16 protein-coding genes are annotated in these 12,839 nt (G+C 69.6%); 9 read left to right on the top strand and 7 right to left on the bottom strand.

The window, feature by feature from the left end; translation table 11 throughout:
- Positions 1 to 116: 116 nt before the first annotated feature.
- From O2L01_RS08195 to dut, 4 genes are read right to left on the bottom strand one after another with little or no spacing between them, the layout of a single operon-like run.
- Positions 117 to 839, bottom strand: coding sequence for a DUF3159 domain-containing protein (locus O2L01_RS08195; RefSeq protein ID WP_270121422.1), 723 nt, complete (start codon positions 837 to 839; stop codon positions 117 to 119).
- The gene (locus O2L01_RS08190) at positions 836 to 1,303 is read right to left on the bottom strand and encodes an OB-fold nucleic acid binding domain-containing protein (RefSeq protein WP_270121421.1); all 468 of its coding nucleotides are present in this window, start codon (positions 1,301 to 1,303) and stop codon (positions 836 to 838) included. The genes O2L01_RS08195 and O2L01_RS08190 overlap by 4 nt, the downstream gene beginning before the upstream one ends.
- Before the next feature lie 6 nt (positions 1,304 to 1,309).
- Complete coding sequence (locus tag O2L01_RS08185) at positions 1,310 to 2,050, bottom strand: DUF3710 domain-containing protein (protein ID WP_270121420.1); 741 nt, start codon at positions 2,048 to 2,050, stop codon at positions 1,310 to 1,312.
- Positions 2,043 to 2,519 carry a dUTP diphosphatase gene (gene dut, locus O2L01_RS08180; RefSeq protein ID WP_270121419.1) on the bottom strand — a complete coding sequence of 159 codons (477 nt, stop codon included), beginning with the start codon at positions 2,517 to 2,519 and terminating at the stop codon, positions 2,043 to 2,045. The genes O2L01_RS08185 and dut overlap by 8 nt, the downstream gene beginning before the upstream one ends.
- Before the next feature lie 71 nt (positions 2,520 to 2,590).
- Here dut and O2L01_RS08175 point away from each other — a divergent pair, with 71 nt between their 5' ends.
- The gene (locus O2L01_RS08175) at positions 2,591 to 3,070 is read left to right on the top strand and encodes a DUF3093 domain-containing protein (protein ID WP_270121418.1); all 480 of its coding nucleotides are present in this window, start codon (positions 2,591 to 2,593) and stop codon (positions 3,068 to 3,070) included.
- A gap of 108 nt (positions 3,071 to 3,178) precedes the next feature.
- Here O2L01_RS08175 and O2L01_RS08170 read toward each other — a convergent pair whose 3' ends face one another.
- Positions 3,179 to 3,475 (bottom strand): DUF4193 domain-containing protein, encoded by a 297-nt coding sequence (locus O2L01_RS08170; protein ID WP_270121417.1) that lies wholly within the window; start codon positions 3,473 to 3,475, stop codon positions 3,179 to 3,181.
- Positions 3,476 to 3,884: 409 nt separating this feature from the next.
- Here O2L01_RS08170 and O2L01_RS08165 point away from each other — a divergent pair, with 409 nt between their 5' ends.
- From O2L01_RS08165 to O2L01_RS08155, 3 genes are all read left to right on the top strand, one after another.
- Positions 3,885 to 4,346 (top strand): LytR C-terminal domain-containing protein, encoded by a 462-nt coding sequence (locus O2L01_RS08165; RefSeq protein ID WP_270121540.1) that lies wholly within the window; start codon positions 3,885 to 3,887, stop codon positions 4,344 to 4,346.
- 216 nt (positions 4,347 to 4,562) lie between these two features.
- Positions 4,563 to 6,161, top strand: a complete 1,599-nt coding sequence (locus tag O2L01_RS08160; RefSeq protein ID WP_270121416.1) for an RNA polymerase sigma factor — start codon at positions 4,563 to 4,565, stop codon at positions 6,159 to 6,161.
- A 338-nt stretch (positions 6,162 to 6,499) separates the two neighbouring features.
- The gene (locus O2L01_RS08155; protein ID WP_030162469.1) at positions 6,500 to 6,739 is read left to right on the top strand and encodes a DUF7455 domain-containing protein; all 240 of its coding nucleotides are present in this window, start codon (positions 6,500 to 6,502) and stop codon (positions 6,737 to 6,739) included.
- 161 nt (positions 6,740 to 6,900) lie between these two features.
- Here O2L01_RS08155 and O2L01_RS08150 read toward each other — a convergent pair whose 3' ends face one another.
- Together O2L01_RS08150 and dtd are read right to left on the bottom strand one after the other, a co-directional pair.
- Entirely contained in the window at positions 6,901 to 8,616 is a 1,716-nt protein-coding gene (locus O2L01_RS08150) for a DEAD/DEAH box helicase (RefSeq protein ID WP_270121415.1), read from the bottom strand.
- A gap of 96 nt (positions 8,617 to 8,712) precedes the next feature.
- Positions 8,713 to 9,135 carry a D-aminoacyl-tRNA deacylase gene (gene dtd / locus O2L01_RS08145; RefSeq protein WP_270121414.1) on the bottom strand — a complete coding sequence of 141 codons (423 nt, stop codon included), beginning with the start codon at positions 9,133 to 9,135 and terminating at the stop codon, positions 8,713 to 8,715.
- A 41-nt stretch (positions 9,136 to 9,176) separates the two neighbouring features.
- Here dtd and O2L01_RS08140 point away from each other — a divergent pair, with 41 nt between their 5' ends.
- The 5 genes from O2L01_RS08140 to O2L01_RS08120 all read left to right on the top strand — a co-directional run bounded on the left by O2L01_RS08140 (position 9,177) and on the right by O2L01_RS08120 (position 12,538).
- Positions 9,177 to 9,524 carry a DUF3099 domain-containing protein gene (locus tag O2L01_RS08140; RefSeq protein ID WP_270121413.1) on the top strand — a complete coding sequence of 116 codons (348 nt, stop codon included), beginning with the start codon at positions 9,177 to 9,179 and terminating at the stop codon, positions 9,522 to 9,524.
- Positions 9,525 to 9,582: 58 nt separating this feature from the next.
- Positions 9,583 to 9,852: a DUF3039 domain-containing protein gene (locus O2L01_RS08135; protein ID WP_270121412.1), complete on the top strand. Its 270-nt coding sequence runs from the start codon at positions 9,583 to 9,585 to the stop codon at positions 9,850 to 9,852.
- 68 nt (positions 9,853 to 9,920) lie between these two features.
- Positions 9,921 to 10,553 (top strand): trimeric intracellular cation channel family protein, encoded by a 633-nt coding sequence (locus O2L01_RS08130; RefSeq protein ID WP_270121411.1) that lies wholly within the window; start codon positions 9,921 to 9,923, stop codon positions 10,551 to 10,553.
- Between the two features lie 149 nt (positions 10,554 to 10,702).
- Positions 10,703 to 11,671, top strand: a complete 969-nt coding sequence (locus O2L01_RS08125) for a sigma-70 family RNA polymerase sigma factor (RefSeq protein WP_270121410.1) — start codon at positions 10,703 to 10,705, stop codon at positions 11,669 to 11,671.
- A 180-nt stretch (positions 11,672 to 11,851) separates the two neighbouring features.
- On the top strand, positions 11,852 to 12,538 hold the full coding sequence (locus O2L01_RS08120) for a metal-dependent transcriptional regulator (RefSeq protein WP_270121409.1): 687 nt from the start codon (positions 11,852 to 11,854) through the stop codon (positions 12,536 to 12,538).
- The last annotated feature ends 301 nt before the right edge of the window (positions 12,539 to 12,839 follow it).

The raw sequence follows: 12,839 nt of genomic DNA, 5'->3' as shown, positions 1-12,839 counted from the left end.
CGGCCCCCGCCGCCCCCCCGCCGCCGGCTTTTCGCGCGCCGCCCCCCCCCCCCCCCCCGGCGGGGCCCCCCGCCCCCCCCCCCCTTCCCGATGTCCCTCTTGGGATCCGCTCCCCTTTAGACCGGCGATTCGGCGTCCACGGCCTTCATCCGGCGGCGCACCGCCCAGATCGTGAAGGCCGTCAACGCGATCGTGACCGGCCAGCCGCCGAACAGCGTCACCAGGCCCAGCGCGTTGTCGTAGTCCAGGTAGTACAGCCAGATGCGGGCCGCGTTCTTGACGATGAAGACCACGCCCCACAGGATCGTGATCCGGCTCAGGATGTCCACGAGCGGCTTGTTCTGCCGCCATTCCTTCTTGCCGCCCTGGGCGACCACGGCGTAGATCCAGCCGATGATCGGGTGGCGCACCAGCGCCGAGACGATGAGCAGCACGCCGTAGACCGAGCCCTGGATGATGCCCGGCAGGTAGAAGTTGCGGGCGTCCGTGGAGCGCCACGCGAGGAACGCGCCGAGCGCGATGCCGAAGAGGCCGTTGAGCGCGTGCCGGATCGACTCCTTGCGCGCCGCGCGCCAGCCGGCGATCGCGAGGGCGCTCGCCGCCGAGATGACGATGGACCACTGGAGGCCGGTGAGCGGCCCCATCTGGTCGGGCAGCAGCGGGTTGAGCACCACGAACAGGGTGATCGGGACGGCGGCCTCGACGACGCCCTTGACGCCGCCGAGCTGCTGGGAGAGCTGCTCGGTGAACGGCGGGAGCTCGTCCGGGTCCTCGTTTCGCCGGTCTTCGGCCTGTTCGGGCTCGGTGTCGGTCTTGTGGGCCGGCGTCTCGGTGCTCAATGCGGGCCTTCCAGGTCGTGCGGCTGGTCGCTCAGGGGCCGCCACGGCGCCCGCTCGCCAGCCGCAGATGTGCAGAGCTCGTAGATCGGGTTGTAGACCGCGAGTCGGCCGTCGGCCAGTTGGGCGACGCGGCCGCGCGCGACGAGCCTGGTCCCGGCCTCAAGGCCCACGATACGCCGTCGGCCCATCCAGACCAATGCGACCTGACCGGTGCCGTCGAAGAGTTCGGCCTCCACAGAAGGCGATCGGCCGTCCGTGCGGAGCACGACGGTGCGCAGGCGGCCGGCGACCACGGCGAGCTGCCGGGGCTCGAGCCGCTCGATCGGGGTCGTGTCGGCGTCCGCCTCGCGGCGGACCTCGTCGGCGAAGAGCTCCTGCGAGGGCACGGCGAGGCGGGTCCAGTTCGCTCGCAGGCTCTGCCAGAAGGGCGGCCGGCCTTTGCTGCGCGAGCCGACGGGGGGCACCGTCCCCTACCGCTTGGGGCGCGGGGAGGGCTTGCGGCGGACCTGGGGGCGGGGGGTGTCGCCGGCCGCGATGATGGCGCGGTTGCCGTCGCCGCCTTCGGCCTTGCGCTGCGCGATGCGCGCGGCGGCCTCCTCGGCCATCTTCGGCGGGAGTTTGAGCGGCAGGGGCTCGCGCACCGGCATGGCGACGGAGCCGCGGTCGATCACGAGGAGGCGCAGGGCCTCGTCGAGCTCGGGGGCGGCGTCCTCGTCGAGGGCGCGCTGGCCCTGGAAGGTGGCCTGCACGAACCAGCGGGGGCCGTCGATGCCGCAGAAGCGCACCGAGTTGGTGCCCTTCTTGGAGGCGACCTTGGCGATGAGCTCGGTGCCCCAGCGGCCCTCGACCTCCTCGACCTGGCCGCCCTGGCCGGTGACCTGCGAGGTGAGCTCGCCGCGGAACTCGTCCCAGATGCCCTCGCTGCGCGGCGCGGCGCGCACGAGCAGCTGGAGCGCGGAGGCGCCGGTGGTGAGCAGGACCTGGCTGATGTTGCCCTTGGCGTCGGTCTGGGCCTGGAAGCCCACGCCCTTGGGAACGGGGAGTCGGATCGCTCCCAGGTCGATGCGGCGCACGTCGTCGTCGGGGGCGTCGGTGACGTCGAACGGGCCGTCGGTGGCCTCGTGCTCGATGGTCTCCCCGCTCTCGGCCAGGGAGTCGAGGACGGCGCCCTCGGCGGGGCGCTGCTTCTTCGACTTTCGCCGCTTAAACACGTTCGCTCTCCTCTGCAAGTCGGCGGTGCCCGCCGGTGGAACCGTGGCCGCTCGCGCCGCGCTGCGTCGGCGCGAAGTCGTCGACCTCGGTGAAACGGGCTCGCACAACCGGTTGGACTACCAATTGTGCGACACGGTCTCCGCGTTCGATGACGGCGGTCCGCTCCGGATCGAGGTTCACGAGGTTGATCTTGATCTCACCGCGGTAGCCGGAGTCGATCGTGCCGGGCGCGTTGACGATGGTGACGCCGAGGCGGTGGGCGAGCCCGGAGCGCGGGTTCGTGTACCCGACGTGCCCGTCGGGGATGGCGACGGCGACGCCGGTGCCGACGAGCGCCCGCTGCCCGGGGGCGAGCGTGACGCCCTCGGCGGCGTACAGGTCCGCGCCCGCGTCACCGGGGTGCGCGTAGGCGGGCAGCGGCAGGTCGGGGTCGAGCCGCCGGATGGCGACCGTGACGTCGGCGGTCATCGTCGGGGTTCCTCTCACTCGCGGAAGCACGCCCATGAAGGCGCTGATGTGGCGGGGTTATGGTCTCAGACATGAGGAGCGGGGAACGGTACGCCGAGCGCATGGGACTGCCGGTGGCGGGTTGGCTGGCCGTGATCGTCGTGGCGGTGCTCGCCGGGGCGCTGACGAACTTCGGGGACATGCGCTGGTGGCGCGTGGCCGGGAGCGTCGCGGTCATGGTCGCGGTGGTCGTGGGCGCGTGGTGGCTCGGCCGCCTGCGCGTGGCCGTCGCCGAGACCGATGGAGACGTGTGGCTCCACGTGGACGACGCGAAGCTGCCCATGTCGGCCGTCGCCGAGGTGCAGGTCCTCGACCGCCTCCAGTACTCCGACGCCCTGGGCGTGGCCCTGCATCCGCTGGCGTTCGTGGTGCAGCGGCCGTGGATCGGCCGCGGCCTGCGCATCGTCCTGGACGACCCCGACGACCCGACCCCGTACTGGATCGTCGCGTCGAGGCGTCCCGAGCGGCTTGAGGCGGCCCTGACGGCCTCGCGGGAGTCCGTGGCGGCCTGAGGGCCCGGACAAGCGAGACGGCCCGCAGGAGGCATCCTGCGAGCCGTGCGCTTTCTGAGGGGCACCGGTCCGGAACGGCGATCGCCGAGCCGTGGAGGGCTCGATCGCTTACGCGCAGTCCTTGCAGATCGGCTGCCCGTTCTTCTCCTTGGCGAACTGGCTGCGGTGGTGGACCAGGAAGCAGCTGGAGCATCGGAACTCGTCCTGCTGCATCGGCAGGACCTTCACCGAGAGCTCTTCATCGCCCAGGTCGGCGCCCGGCAGCTCGAAGTTCTCCGCGACTTCGGCCTCGTCGACGTCCACCGACCCCGATTGATCGGTGCGGCCCTTCGCGAGGGCGTCGATGCCGTCGGCTCCGGCGGTCTCTTCCTTGTCGCGGCGCGGGGCGTCGTAGTCGGTTGCCATCGTTTTCCACTCCCATTGGTTTCTCTTGCGGCTCCGGAACCGAGCGCGGCGGGTCGCCGCTTCGGGCGGCGCTGGATTGTTCGGGTGACCAGCGGCCCGGCTCGGAATCCTGGCGGGTTCCGTCCCTGCAGGCGGCGTACCTTACCGCGTGCAGTCCTTTCCTATACACGATGCCCCCGGGTTTTTCATCCCCATTGTGGCGAGAAACACTTCTGTGTCGAGCGCAGCGAGTGTACCGCCTCTCGCCCACGAAGACGACCCGCGCACGATAGCCTTTCGGATGGCAACGTTTGCGGGCCGTCGGCTCGTCTAAGTGCAGACATTCGTTTGCACTTTTTGGATTTCGGGGAGGCTGGCCGTGCGTATCGCTCGTATCCGCGCTTTGACGGTTCTATGCGCATTGGCACTGGTGGCCGGCCTGATCACGGTGTGGGCCATCCGCAACGACTCGCAGACCTCGACGAGCGACGAGTGCCCGCCGGGGGCCGTCGAGATCAAGACCTCGCCGATCCCCAAGCCCGGCGACATCGAACTGGTCGTCCTCAACGGCACCGATCAGGACGGTCTCGCCGAGCAGGCCGCCTCGCAGCTCGAGGACCGCGGCTTCGTCGTCACCGAGACGGGGGACGCCGACGAACCGTACGACGGCACCGCGCTCGTGTACTTCGGCCCCGACCAGTACGCGGCCGGCATCCACGCGCACGCGTACTTCTACCAGGGCCACGAGGAGTTCGACCTCGACTGGGACAAGCCCATCACGATCGTCCTCGGCTCCGAGTTCCGCGAGGTCCGCTCCGCTTCCGACGCGCGCCAGTCGTTCGCGCAGGGCGGCATCGGCGAGGCGCCGGAGGGCACCTGCACGGTAGAATAGAGCGCCGTCACACCCCACGTGCTGCGACACATTGACACTGAAAATGCGGAAACACAGCTCGAAACGGCACCACGGACGGGCCGCAGGCGAATTTCGGCGCTACAATTCACGCCTGCCCGGTCGTTGTGCCGACCTGGGCTGCCGACCCAATATCCAACGCTCACCCGCTATGGAGCCCGGCTGCGCCGTGCCCGCCATTGCCTCGGAAGGTTGCTCGTGACTGACGCACGTCCCACCGGCACAGACGTCAATTCCCTGACCGACTCGTTGCTCGCTCTGGCCCGAGAGAGCAACGGGCAGCTGACGTCCGCGACGGTCGCCCAGGTTCTGGAGTCGGTGCAGGCCTCCCCCGCCGAAGGCAAGAAGGTGCTCCGCGCCCTGGCCGAGGCCGAGGTCACCGTGGTCGTGGACGGCTCGGCCTCCACGCGCAAGCGCGTCCCCGCCGCCCGCACCGCCACCTCCTCCCGGACCACCACCGCCAAGACGGCCAAGAAGGCCACGGTGAAGAAGACCGCCAAGAAGGCCGCCGCCGCCCCCGCCACTGTTGAAGCCGGCGCTGGAGAAACGGACGAGGCCCCGGTCAAGAAGGCCGCCAAGAAGACCGCTAAGAAGGCCGTCGCCAAGAAGGCGACCAAGAAGGCCGCTGCCAAGAAGCCCGCCGAGGGCGAAGAGCCCGACGAGGCCGACCTCGCCGCGGTCGACGACGACGCGCTCGCCGAAGCCGCCGCCGCCGCGCCCGCCAAGAAGGCGACCCGCAAGAAGGCCGCCAAGAAGGCCGCCACCCGCGGGAAGTCCAAGAAGGACGGCGAAGAGGACGAAGAGGGCGACGACTTCGAGTGGGACGAGGAGGACTCGGAGGCGCTCAAGCAGGCCCGCAAGGACGCCGAGATGACCGCCTCGGCCGACTCGGTCCGCGCCTACCTCAAGCAGATCGGCAAGGTGCCGCTCCTCAACGCGGCCCAAGAAGTCGAGCTCGCCAAGCGCATCGAGGCCGGGCTCTACGCCGTCGAGCGCCTCAAGCTCCTGCGCGAGGCCGGCGAGGAGATCCCCACGCAGATGCGCCGGGACCTCGAGTGGATCGTCCGCGACGGCGACCGCGCCAAGGACCACCTCCTCGAAGCGAACCTCCGCCTCGTCGTCTCGCTCGCCAAGCGCTACACCGGCCGCGGCATGGCGTTCCTGGACCTCATCCAGGAAGGCAACCTCGGTCTCATCCGCGCCGTCGAGAAGTTCGACTACACCAAGGGCTACAAGTTCTCCACGTACGCCACCTGGTGGATCCGGCAGGCGATCACCCGCGCCATGGCCGACCAGGCCCGGACCATCCGCATACCGGTCCACATGGTCGAAGTGATCAACAAGCTCGGCCGCATCCAGCGCGAACTCCTCCAGGACCTCGGGCGCGAGCCCAGCCCGGACGAGCTCGCCAAGGAAATGGACATCTCCCCGGAGAAGGTCCTCGAGATCCAGCAGTACGCACGCGAGCCGATCAGCCTCGACCAGACCATCGGCGACGAGGGCGACAGCCAGCTCGGCGACTTCATCGAGGACTCCGAGGCCATCGTGGCCGTCGACGCGGTCTCCTTCTCGCTCCTCCAGGGCCAGCTGCAGCAGGTGCTGCAGACCCTCTCGGAGCGCGAGGCGGGCGTCGTCCGGCTCCGGTTCGGCCTCACCGACGGCCAGCCGCGCACCCTCGACGAGATCGGCCAGGTCTACGGGGTCACCCGTGAGCGCATCCGCCAGATCGAGTCGAAGACCATGTCGAAGCTGCGGCACCCGTCGCGTTCGCAGGTCCTGCGCGACTACCTCGACTAGCCTCCCGGGGCCGTCCGGCTCGTCCGCATTTCGCCGAGAGCGCAACCGAACCAGTGCCCTGCACCGGCTCTGACCAGTTGTGTATCACCCGAACGGGTGGGTACTCACGTGTCGTGCCGGGTTGTCGAACGCCGTTCCGTGGGCTACGGTGTGGAGCAACCGTCGAACCGATGGCACCGAGCGAGCATGGGGCCAAGTGAGCCCAGTCTCAGTCGGGAACTGTCGGGAAGAGGTAGTACAGTGCAGGCGTTGAACGGAACGAGCCGGTCAACAGGCCGACCATAGGAATGCAATTGCTGTGCGGATGCGCAGCGACCGAACGCAGCGGAGGACCTGGTATGACATCCACCCTGACGCCCCCGCCCCAGACGGAGGAACGTCCGATCGCGGGCGAGCGCTGCGACCGGTGCAGTGCCGCGGCAAAGCTTCGCGTGACCCTGGCCGAAGGCGGCGACCTCGTCTTCTGCGGCCACCACGCGAACCAGTTCGCCGAGAAGCTCGTCCCGATCGCCATCGACTTCACCGCCGACCCCGAATTCGAGTGGCGCGGCACCGACCTCATGGCATCGCAGAACTAGTAGCGCCCAACAGGCTTGCAGCAGGGCCCGAGCGGAGATCCGCTCGGGCCCTGCTCCATTCCCTTGGCCGACATGCTGAAGACGTGCAAAGGCCGCCCGCGAGACGCGGGCGGCCTTTTCGTATCGGCACGTGTTCACATGGCGGACAACGCGATCCGCGCTCACCAGGAGCGGATCACCGCGATCCGCTCCTCCAACTGCTCGATGGTCGCCTGCGCGCTCGGCGGTCCGCCGCAGGTCGAGCGGAGCTTCGCGTGGATCTTGCCGTGCGGCTCGTTCGTGGCGAACGAGCGGGCGCCCACCAGCGCGTTCAGCTGCTTGCGGAGCTTCAACCGCTTCTGCGCGTTGGTCATCGCCGGCTCGGCCGCCGGGCGCTCCACTGTCTCGGTGCGGGACCCCGACTTCTGCTTCGCCATCTGCTCGCGCTGGCGCTTCTGCAGCAGCAGGTGTACCTGCTCCTGGGTGAGCAGGCCCGGCAGGCCCAGGTACTCCTGCTCCTCGGCGCTGCCGGCCTCCACCGGGATCCCGAACGAGCCGCCGTCGAAGATCACCTGGTCGAGTTCCGCGTTCGACTCCAGGGTCTCGCGCTGGCCGCCGAGTTCGGTGCCCTCGTTGAGGACCCGCTGCGCCTGCTCGAGGAGGAGCTCGGGGTCCTCGTCGTCCTGGGACTTGGGCTTGATGACGTGGTCGCGGTCGGCTTCCAGGTTCTCCGCGAGGCTCAGCAGCGGGATGACGCTCGGCAGGAACACCGACGCGGTCTCGCCGGGGCGCCGCGACCGCACGAAGCGGCCGATGGCCTGCGCGAAGTACAGCGGCGTGTGCGCGTTCGTGGCGTAGACGCCGACGGCGAGGCGCGGGATGTCGACGCCCTCGGAGACCATGCGGACGGCCACGAGCCATTCCTCATTGGAGTCGGCGAACTTGGCGATCTTGTCCGAGGAGCCCGCGTCGTCCGAGAGGACGATCGCGGCGCTCTTGCCGGTGACCCGTTTGAGGATGCCCGCGTAGGCGCGGGCGGTGTTCTGGTCCGAGGCGATGATGAGCCCGCCCGCGTCCGGGATGCCCGCCACGCGCAGCGAGGAGAGGCGCCGGTCCGCGGCCCTGATGACCTGCTTGATCCACTCGCCCTCGGGGTCGAGCGCGGTGCGCCACGCCTGGCTCGTGAGGTCCTTCGTGAGCGGCTGGCCGAGCCGCACGGCGAGCTCGTCCCCCGCGCTCGTGCGCCACTTCGCCTGGCCCGAGTAGGCCATGAACATGACCGGGCGCACGACGCCGTCCGCCAGCGCGTCCCGGTAGCCGTAGAGGGCGTCCGCGCGCGAGCGCTTGACGCCGTCGGCCTCCTCCTCGTACTCGACGAAGGGGATCGGGTTGTCGTCGCTGCGGAACGGGGTGCCGGTGAGGGCGAGGCGGCGCTCGGCCTCGTCGAAGGCCGTCTTGACGCCGTCGCCCCACGAGCGGGCGTCGCCGGCGTGGTGGATCTCGTCGAGGATGACGAGGGTGCGGCGGGCGAGGGTGCGGCGGCGGTGCACGGCCGGGTCGGCGCCGATCTGGGCGTAGGTGAGGACCACGCCGTGGAAGTCGGAGGCACTGTGGACGGAGGCGTTTCGGAAGGCCGGGTCGAGCTGGATGCCGAAGCGGGCGGCGGCGCCGGCCCACTGGGACTTCAGGTGCTCGGTGGGGGCGACGACGGTGACGGTGTCGACGGTGCCGTCGGCGAGCAGGTCGTAGGCGATGCGCAGCGCGAAGGTGGTCTTGCCGGCGCCGGGCGTGGCTACGGCGAGGAAGTCTCGCGATTGACCCCGGTGGTAGGCGACCATGGCCTTGCGCTGCCAGACCCGAAGCGACGGAAGCAGTTCGGGCGGGGCGGCCGGGATCATGCGGGCTCCTCTCGGACGGTGGCGGACCCGGATGATTTTAAGCCGCGGTCGCCGTCGCGGCGCCCGCTTGCCCGACCGCAATTGGAATGGTCACGTTCACCGTTCCAGCAGGATCGTGTTGGGGCCGACATTGACGCTGCGGACGAGCATCATGGCCCCGAATTCGCCGGTCTCGACCTTGGCGCCGAGGGTGCGCAGGTGCGCGGCGACGGCCTCGACCAGGGGCTCGGCCACGGGTCCGGGCGCGGCGGCGTTCCAGGAGGGGCGCCGGCCCTTGCGGGTGTCGGCGTAGAGGGTGAACTGGCTGACCAGCAGGATCGGAGCGTCCAGATCGGAGGCCGAGAGCTCGTCCCTCATGATCCTGAGGGACCAGATCTTCTCACTGATCCATTTGACTTCGGCGGGTCCATCCGTGTGGGTGACGCCGAGGAGGACGAGGAGGCCTTCGCCGATCGCGCCGACGGTGGCGCCATCAACCGTGACTTCGGCTTCGCTGACGGTCTGCACGACTGCTTTCATGCCCCAGATCCTCCCGCACCCCCCAGGCGTAGGCTCGAAGGGTGGCAAGGCGTGAGAAGGCGACCAGCATCACCGATGCGGCGATGTCCCTCGACGAGGAGCGGCGGTACCGGACGATCCGGTACGTCGTGATGATGTCGATCCGCGGGCTGCTGGTGATCGTGCTCGGCATCCTGGTGATGGCCGAGGCCCCCATGCTGTGGCTGTGGCTGGCGCTCGGCATCGTCGGGATGGCGGTGCTGCCGTGGCTGGCCGTGCTGCTGGCGAACGACCGCCTGGCGCGCAAGCCCGGGGTGTTCACCCGGCACCAGCGGCGGGCGCGCACGCTGGAGGCGCCGGAGCATCCCATGCTCGATTCGGAGGAGCGATCCCCCTCGGAGAAGCCGTAGTCCTGTAGGGCGTGGCAAGATTGACGGGATCTTGCGCGTTAATGAGGAGTGAGTTGCCGTGAGCGAACTTCCCACCACCGGGGGCACCGAGGGCGGCGGGTCCACCCTGCTCGAGGAGCAGACCCAGACCAACCCCAACTACACGTACGAGGACGGCGACGAAGAGCGCTTCTCGCACTACGTGCCCAAGGACAAGCTCATGGCCGCCATGATCGACGGCGTGCCGGTGAAGGCGCTGTGCGGGAAGATGTGGGTGCCCACGCGGGACCCCGACCGCTTCCCGATCTGCCCGAACTGCAAGGACATCTACGAGAAGATGAAGTCCTAGCTGCCGCGCGGCTCTCACCTTTGTCCGGAACCGGGATGTGATGGGGCTCTGCCTGCTATAACGCACGGGTGGAGCCTTCAGAATTCGACCCCAGCCTCCTGATGCTGTCCGCCGAGCTCGTCGGCACCGCGGTCTTCGCCGCCTCCGGCGCGAGCGCGGCCGTGGGCAAGCGCCTCGACCTGTTCGGCGTGGTCGTCATCGGCGTGCTGTGCGCGCTCGGCGGCGGTGCCGTCCGCGACGTGCTCATCGACGCCAAGCCCCTGCTGCTCACCGACTGGCGCTACCCGCTCGTGGCCCTCGTGGCCTCCCTGTTCGTGTTCTGGTTCCACCCCGCGCTCTCGCGCATGCGTCCCACGATGATCGTGCTCGACGCGGCCGGGCTGGCGCTGTTCACCGTGGTCGGGACCCAGAAGGGGCTCGATTTCGGTTTCTCGGTCTACGCGGCTTGCATCGTGGGAGTACTCTCCGGAATCGGCGGGGGCATCCTGCGCGATGTCTTGAGCCAGGAGATCCCGGCGGTGCTCCGCGAGGACTTCTACGCGATGGCGGCCGCGATCGGCGCGGTCATCGTGGCGGTCGGGGCCCGGTGGGAGTCCGTGATCGGACACTGGACGCTCGCGCTCATCGCCATCGCGACGATCTTCGTTGTACGGCTGGTGGCCATCAGGTATCGGTGGCAGGCCCCGAAACCGAATTTCTGATCCTGTCTCCCGGGTTCGTGCCACCCTTCGTTCTGGGGGATCTGAAACGTCGAAATCGGCTGCAAGCTGGTATCTCTCAGCCCGGTGCCCACCGGGTCCAGGCGCGGATCAACCCACGCGCCGAGGGTCTGCAGCGAAAGGCGAATTCGATGGCACCTGTCGACAGCATCCGCCAGCGTCCGACGAGGCGACCGGCGCAGCGCGCGACCGAGTACTCCGGCGACCCCGTTCGCGCCTATCTGAACGGCATCGGCAAGCACCGGCTCCTCACCGCCTCCGAGGAGGTCGAGTGCGCCAAGGCGATCGAGGCCGGCCTCATGGCCGAGTGCCGCATCAGCGAGGTCACCGACCCCGACTTCCGCAGCGACCTGGCCCGCGTCGCGGCCGAGGGCCGCGCGGCCAAGCAGCGCATGCTCGAGTCGAACCTGCGCCTGGTCGTCTCCGTCGCCAAGCGCTACTCCGGCGCCGGCCTGAGCCTGCTCGACCTCATCCAGGAGGGCAACCTCGGGCTCATCCGCGCCGTCGAGAAGTTCGACTACCAGAAGGGGTACAAGTTCTCCACGTACGCCACCTGGTGGATCCGGCAGGCCATCAACCGGGCCGTCACCGACCAGTCCCGCACGATCCGCGTCCCCGCGCACACCGTGGACCAGATCAAGCGGATGAACCGCGTCCGCCAGGACCTCATGGTCGAGCTCGGCCGCGAGCCGCGCTACGAGGAGATCGCCGCCGAGCTGGGCGTCACCCCGGGCAAGGTCCTGGAGCTCATGTCCTACGACCGCGAGCCGGTGAGCCTGGACCAGACCGTGGGCGAGGACGACTCGACCGCGCTGGGCGACCTCGTGGCGCACCTGCCGCGCGAGCACGGCAGCGACGACGCCGTGTCGTACGCCCTGCTGCGCCGCCACATCGCGAACGTGCTGGCCTCGCTGCCCGAGCGGGAACAAACCGTGCTGCGCCTGCGTTTCGGCATTGACGACGGGCGCCAGCGCACCCTCGAAGAGGTCTCCGCCGACTTCGGCCTCTCGCGCGAGCGGGTCCGCCAGATCGAGAAGAACGCGCTGCACCGCCTGCGCCAGCCCGACTACGCCGGGCGCCTCGCCGAGTATGTGGCGTGATCGTCCCTGACGGACCGGTTCACCGTGTCGCTTTGGGGTGTGAGCGCCCCGAACGTCCGGATGGCTGATTGAGGACGTGTCGGTTCGGCCGTATACCATTGGGGTTGACAGGGGGTCTGGCGGCTACTCGACCCACCCCGCTCGGTGCCCTGCGGGCGGACTAAGTGAAGGAACGAAGCTGTGACCACGGACCTCGTCGACACCACCGAGATGTACCTGCGCACGATCCTCGAGCTCGAGGAGGAAGGCGTCCCGGCGCTGCGCGCGCGGATCGCCGAGCGCCTGGAGCAGAGCGGCCCGACGGTCTCGCAGACCGTGGGCCGGATGCAGCGCCACGGCCTGCTCAATGTCAAGAGCGACCGGCACTTGGAGCTCACCGAGGAGGGCCGCAGGCAGGCGGTCGCGGTGATGCGCAAGCACCGGCTCGCCGAGCGGCTCCTGGTCGACGTCATCGGCATGTCCTACGTGGAGGCCCACGACGAGGCCTGCAAGTGGGAGCACGTCATGAGCGACTCGGTGGAGAAGCGCGTGTACGAACTGCTCGAGCACCCCACCCGTTCGCCCTACGGCAACACGATCCCCGGTCTCAAGGAGCTCGACGCCTCGGCCGATGCCGAGGGCCGCGAGGCCGACGAGCGGCCGCTGAGCGTGGTCTCCCCCGGTTCGAAGGTGCGCGTGACGCGCCTGTGCGAATCGGCCCAGACGCACCCGGAACTCCTTGCCTCCCTGCATGAGGCGGGGGTCGACCCGGGCGCCGAGGTCGCGATCGACCGGCTCGACGGCGAGGTCGCGGTGACCTCGGGCACGGCCACGATCCGCCTCTCGACGGACGACGCCGCGAAGATCTTCGGCGCTCCCGCCGAATAGGCACTGCCGCAACGGCTTGCGCGCCTTGGAAGTGCACACTTTCGAGTCTTGACCCCGGCTGTACCGGGGAGTAGTCTGAGCAAAGCGTTGCAAACGTTTCCAATCCTCCCACACAGGGGCTGACCACCGGAAACGCGACGCCCCCGAACTGCACTCCGCACCTGAGCGCCCTCCTCGCACCCCCGGCGAGGAGGGCGCTCGCTATGCGGCGGAACGCGGAAGGGGGGGGGGGGGGGGGGCCGCGGGGGGGGGGGGGGGGTGGGGGGGGGGGGGGGGGGGGGGGGGGGGGCGGGGGGGGGGG

The sequence above is a fragment of the Glycomyces lechevalierae genome (assembly GCF_027622945.1).
Taxonomy (GTDB): Bacteria; Actinomycetota; Actinomycetes; order Mycobacteriales; family Micromonosporaceae; genus Glycomyces; species Glycomyces rutgersensis.
The sequence above is the reverse complement of the archived record's forward strand: the minus strand, read 5'-3'. Positions and strand labels throughout refer to the sequence as shown.

What these genes read in the sequence shown, in the direction of transcription:
- O2L01_RS08155 (WP_030162469.1), top strand. Translation starts at nt 6,500, where the DNA reads ATGACATCCACCCTGACGCCCCCGCCCCAGACGGAGGAACGTCCGATC.
- O2L01_RS08170 (WP_270121417.1), bottom strand. Translation starts at nt 3,475, where the DNA reads ATGGCAACCGACTACGACGCCCCGCGCCGCGACAAGGAAGAGACCGCC.
- O2L01_RS08125 (WP_270121410.1), top strand. Translation starts at nt 10,703, where the DNA reads ATGGCACCTGTCGACAGCATCCGCCAGCGTCCGACGAGGCGACCGGCG.
- dut (WP_270121419.1), bottom strand. Translation starts at nt 2,519, where the DNA reads ATGACCGCCGACGTCACGGTCGCCATCCGGCGGCTCGACCCCGACCTG.
- O2L01_RS08175 (WP_270121418.1), top strand. Translation starts at nt 2,591, where the DNA reads ATGAGGAGCGGGGAACGGTACGCCGAGCGCATGGGACTGCCGGTGGCG.
- dtd (WP_270121414.1), bottom strand. Translation starts at nt 9,135, where the DNA reads ATGAAAGCAGTCGTGCAGACCGTCAGCGAAGCCGAAGTCACGGTTGAT.
- O2L01_RS08150 (WP_270121415.1), bottom strand. Translation starts at nt 8,616, where the DNA reads ATGATCCCGGCCGCCCCGCCCGAACTGCTTCCGTCGCTTCGGGTCTGG.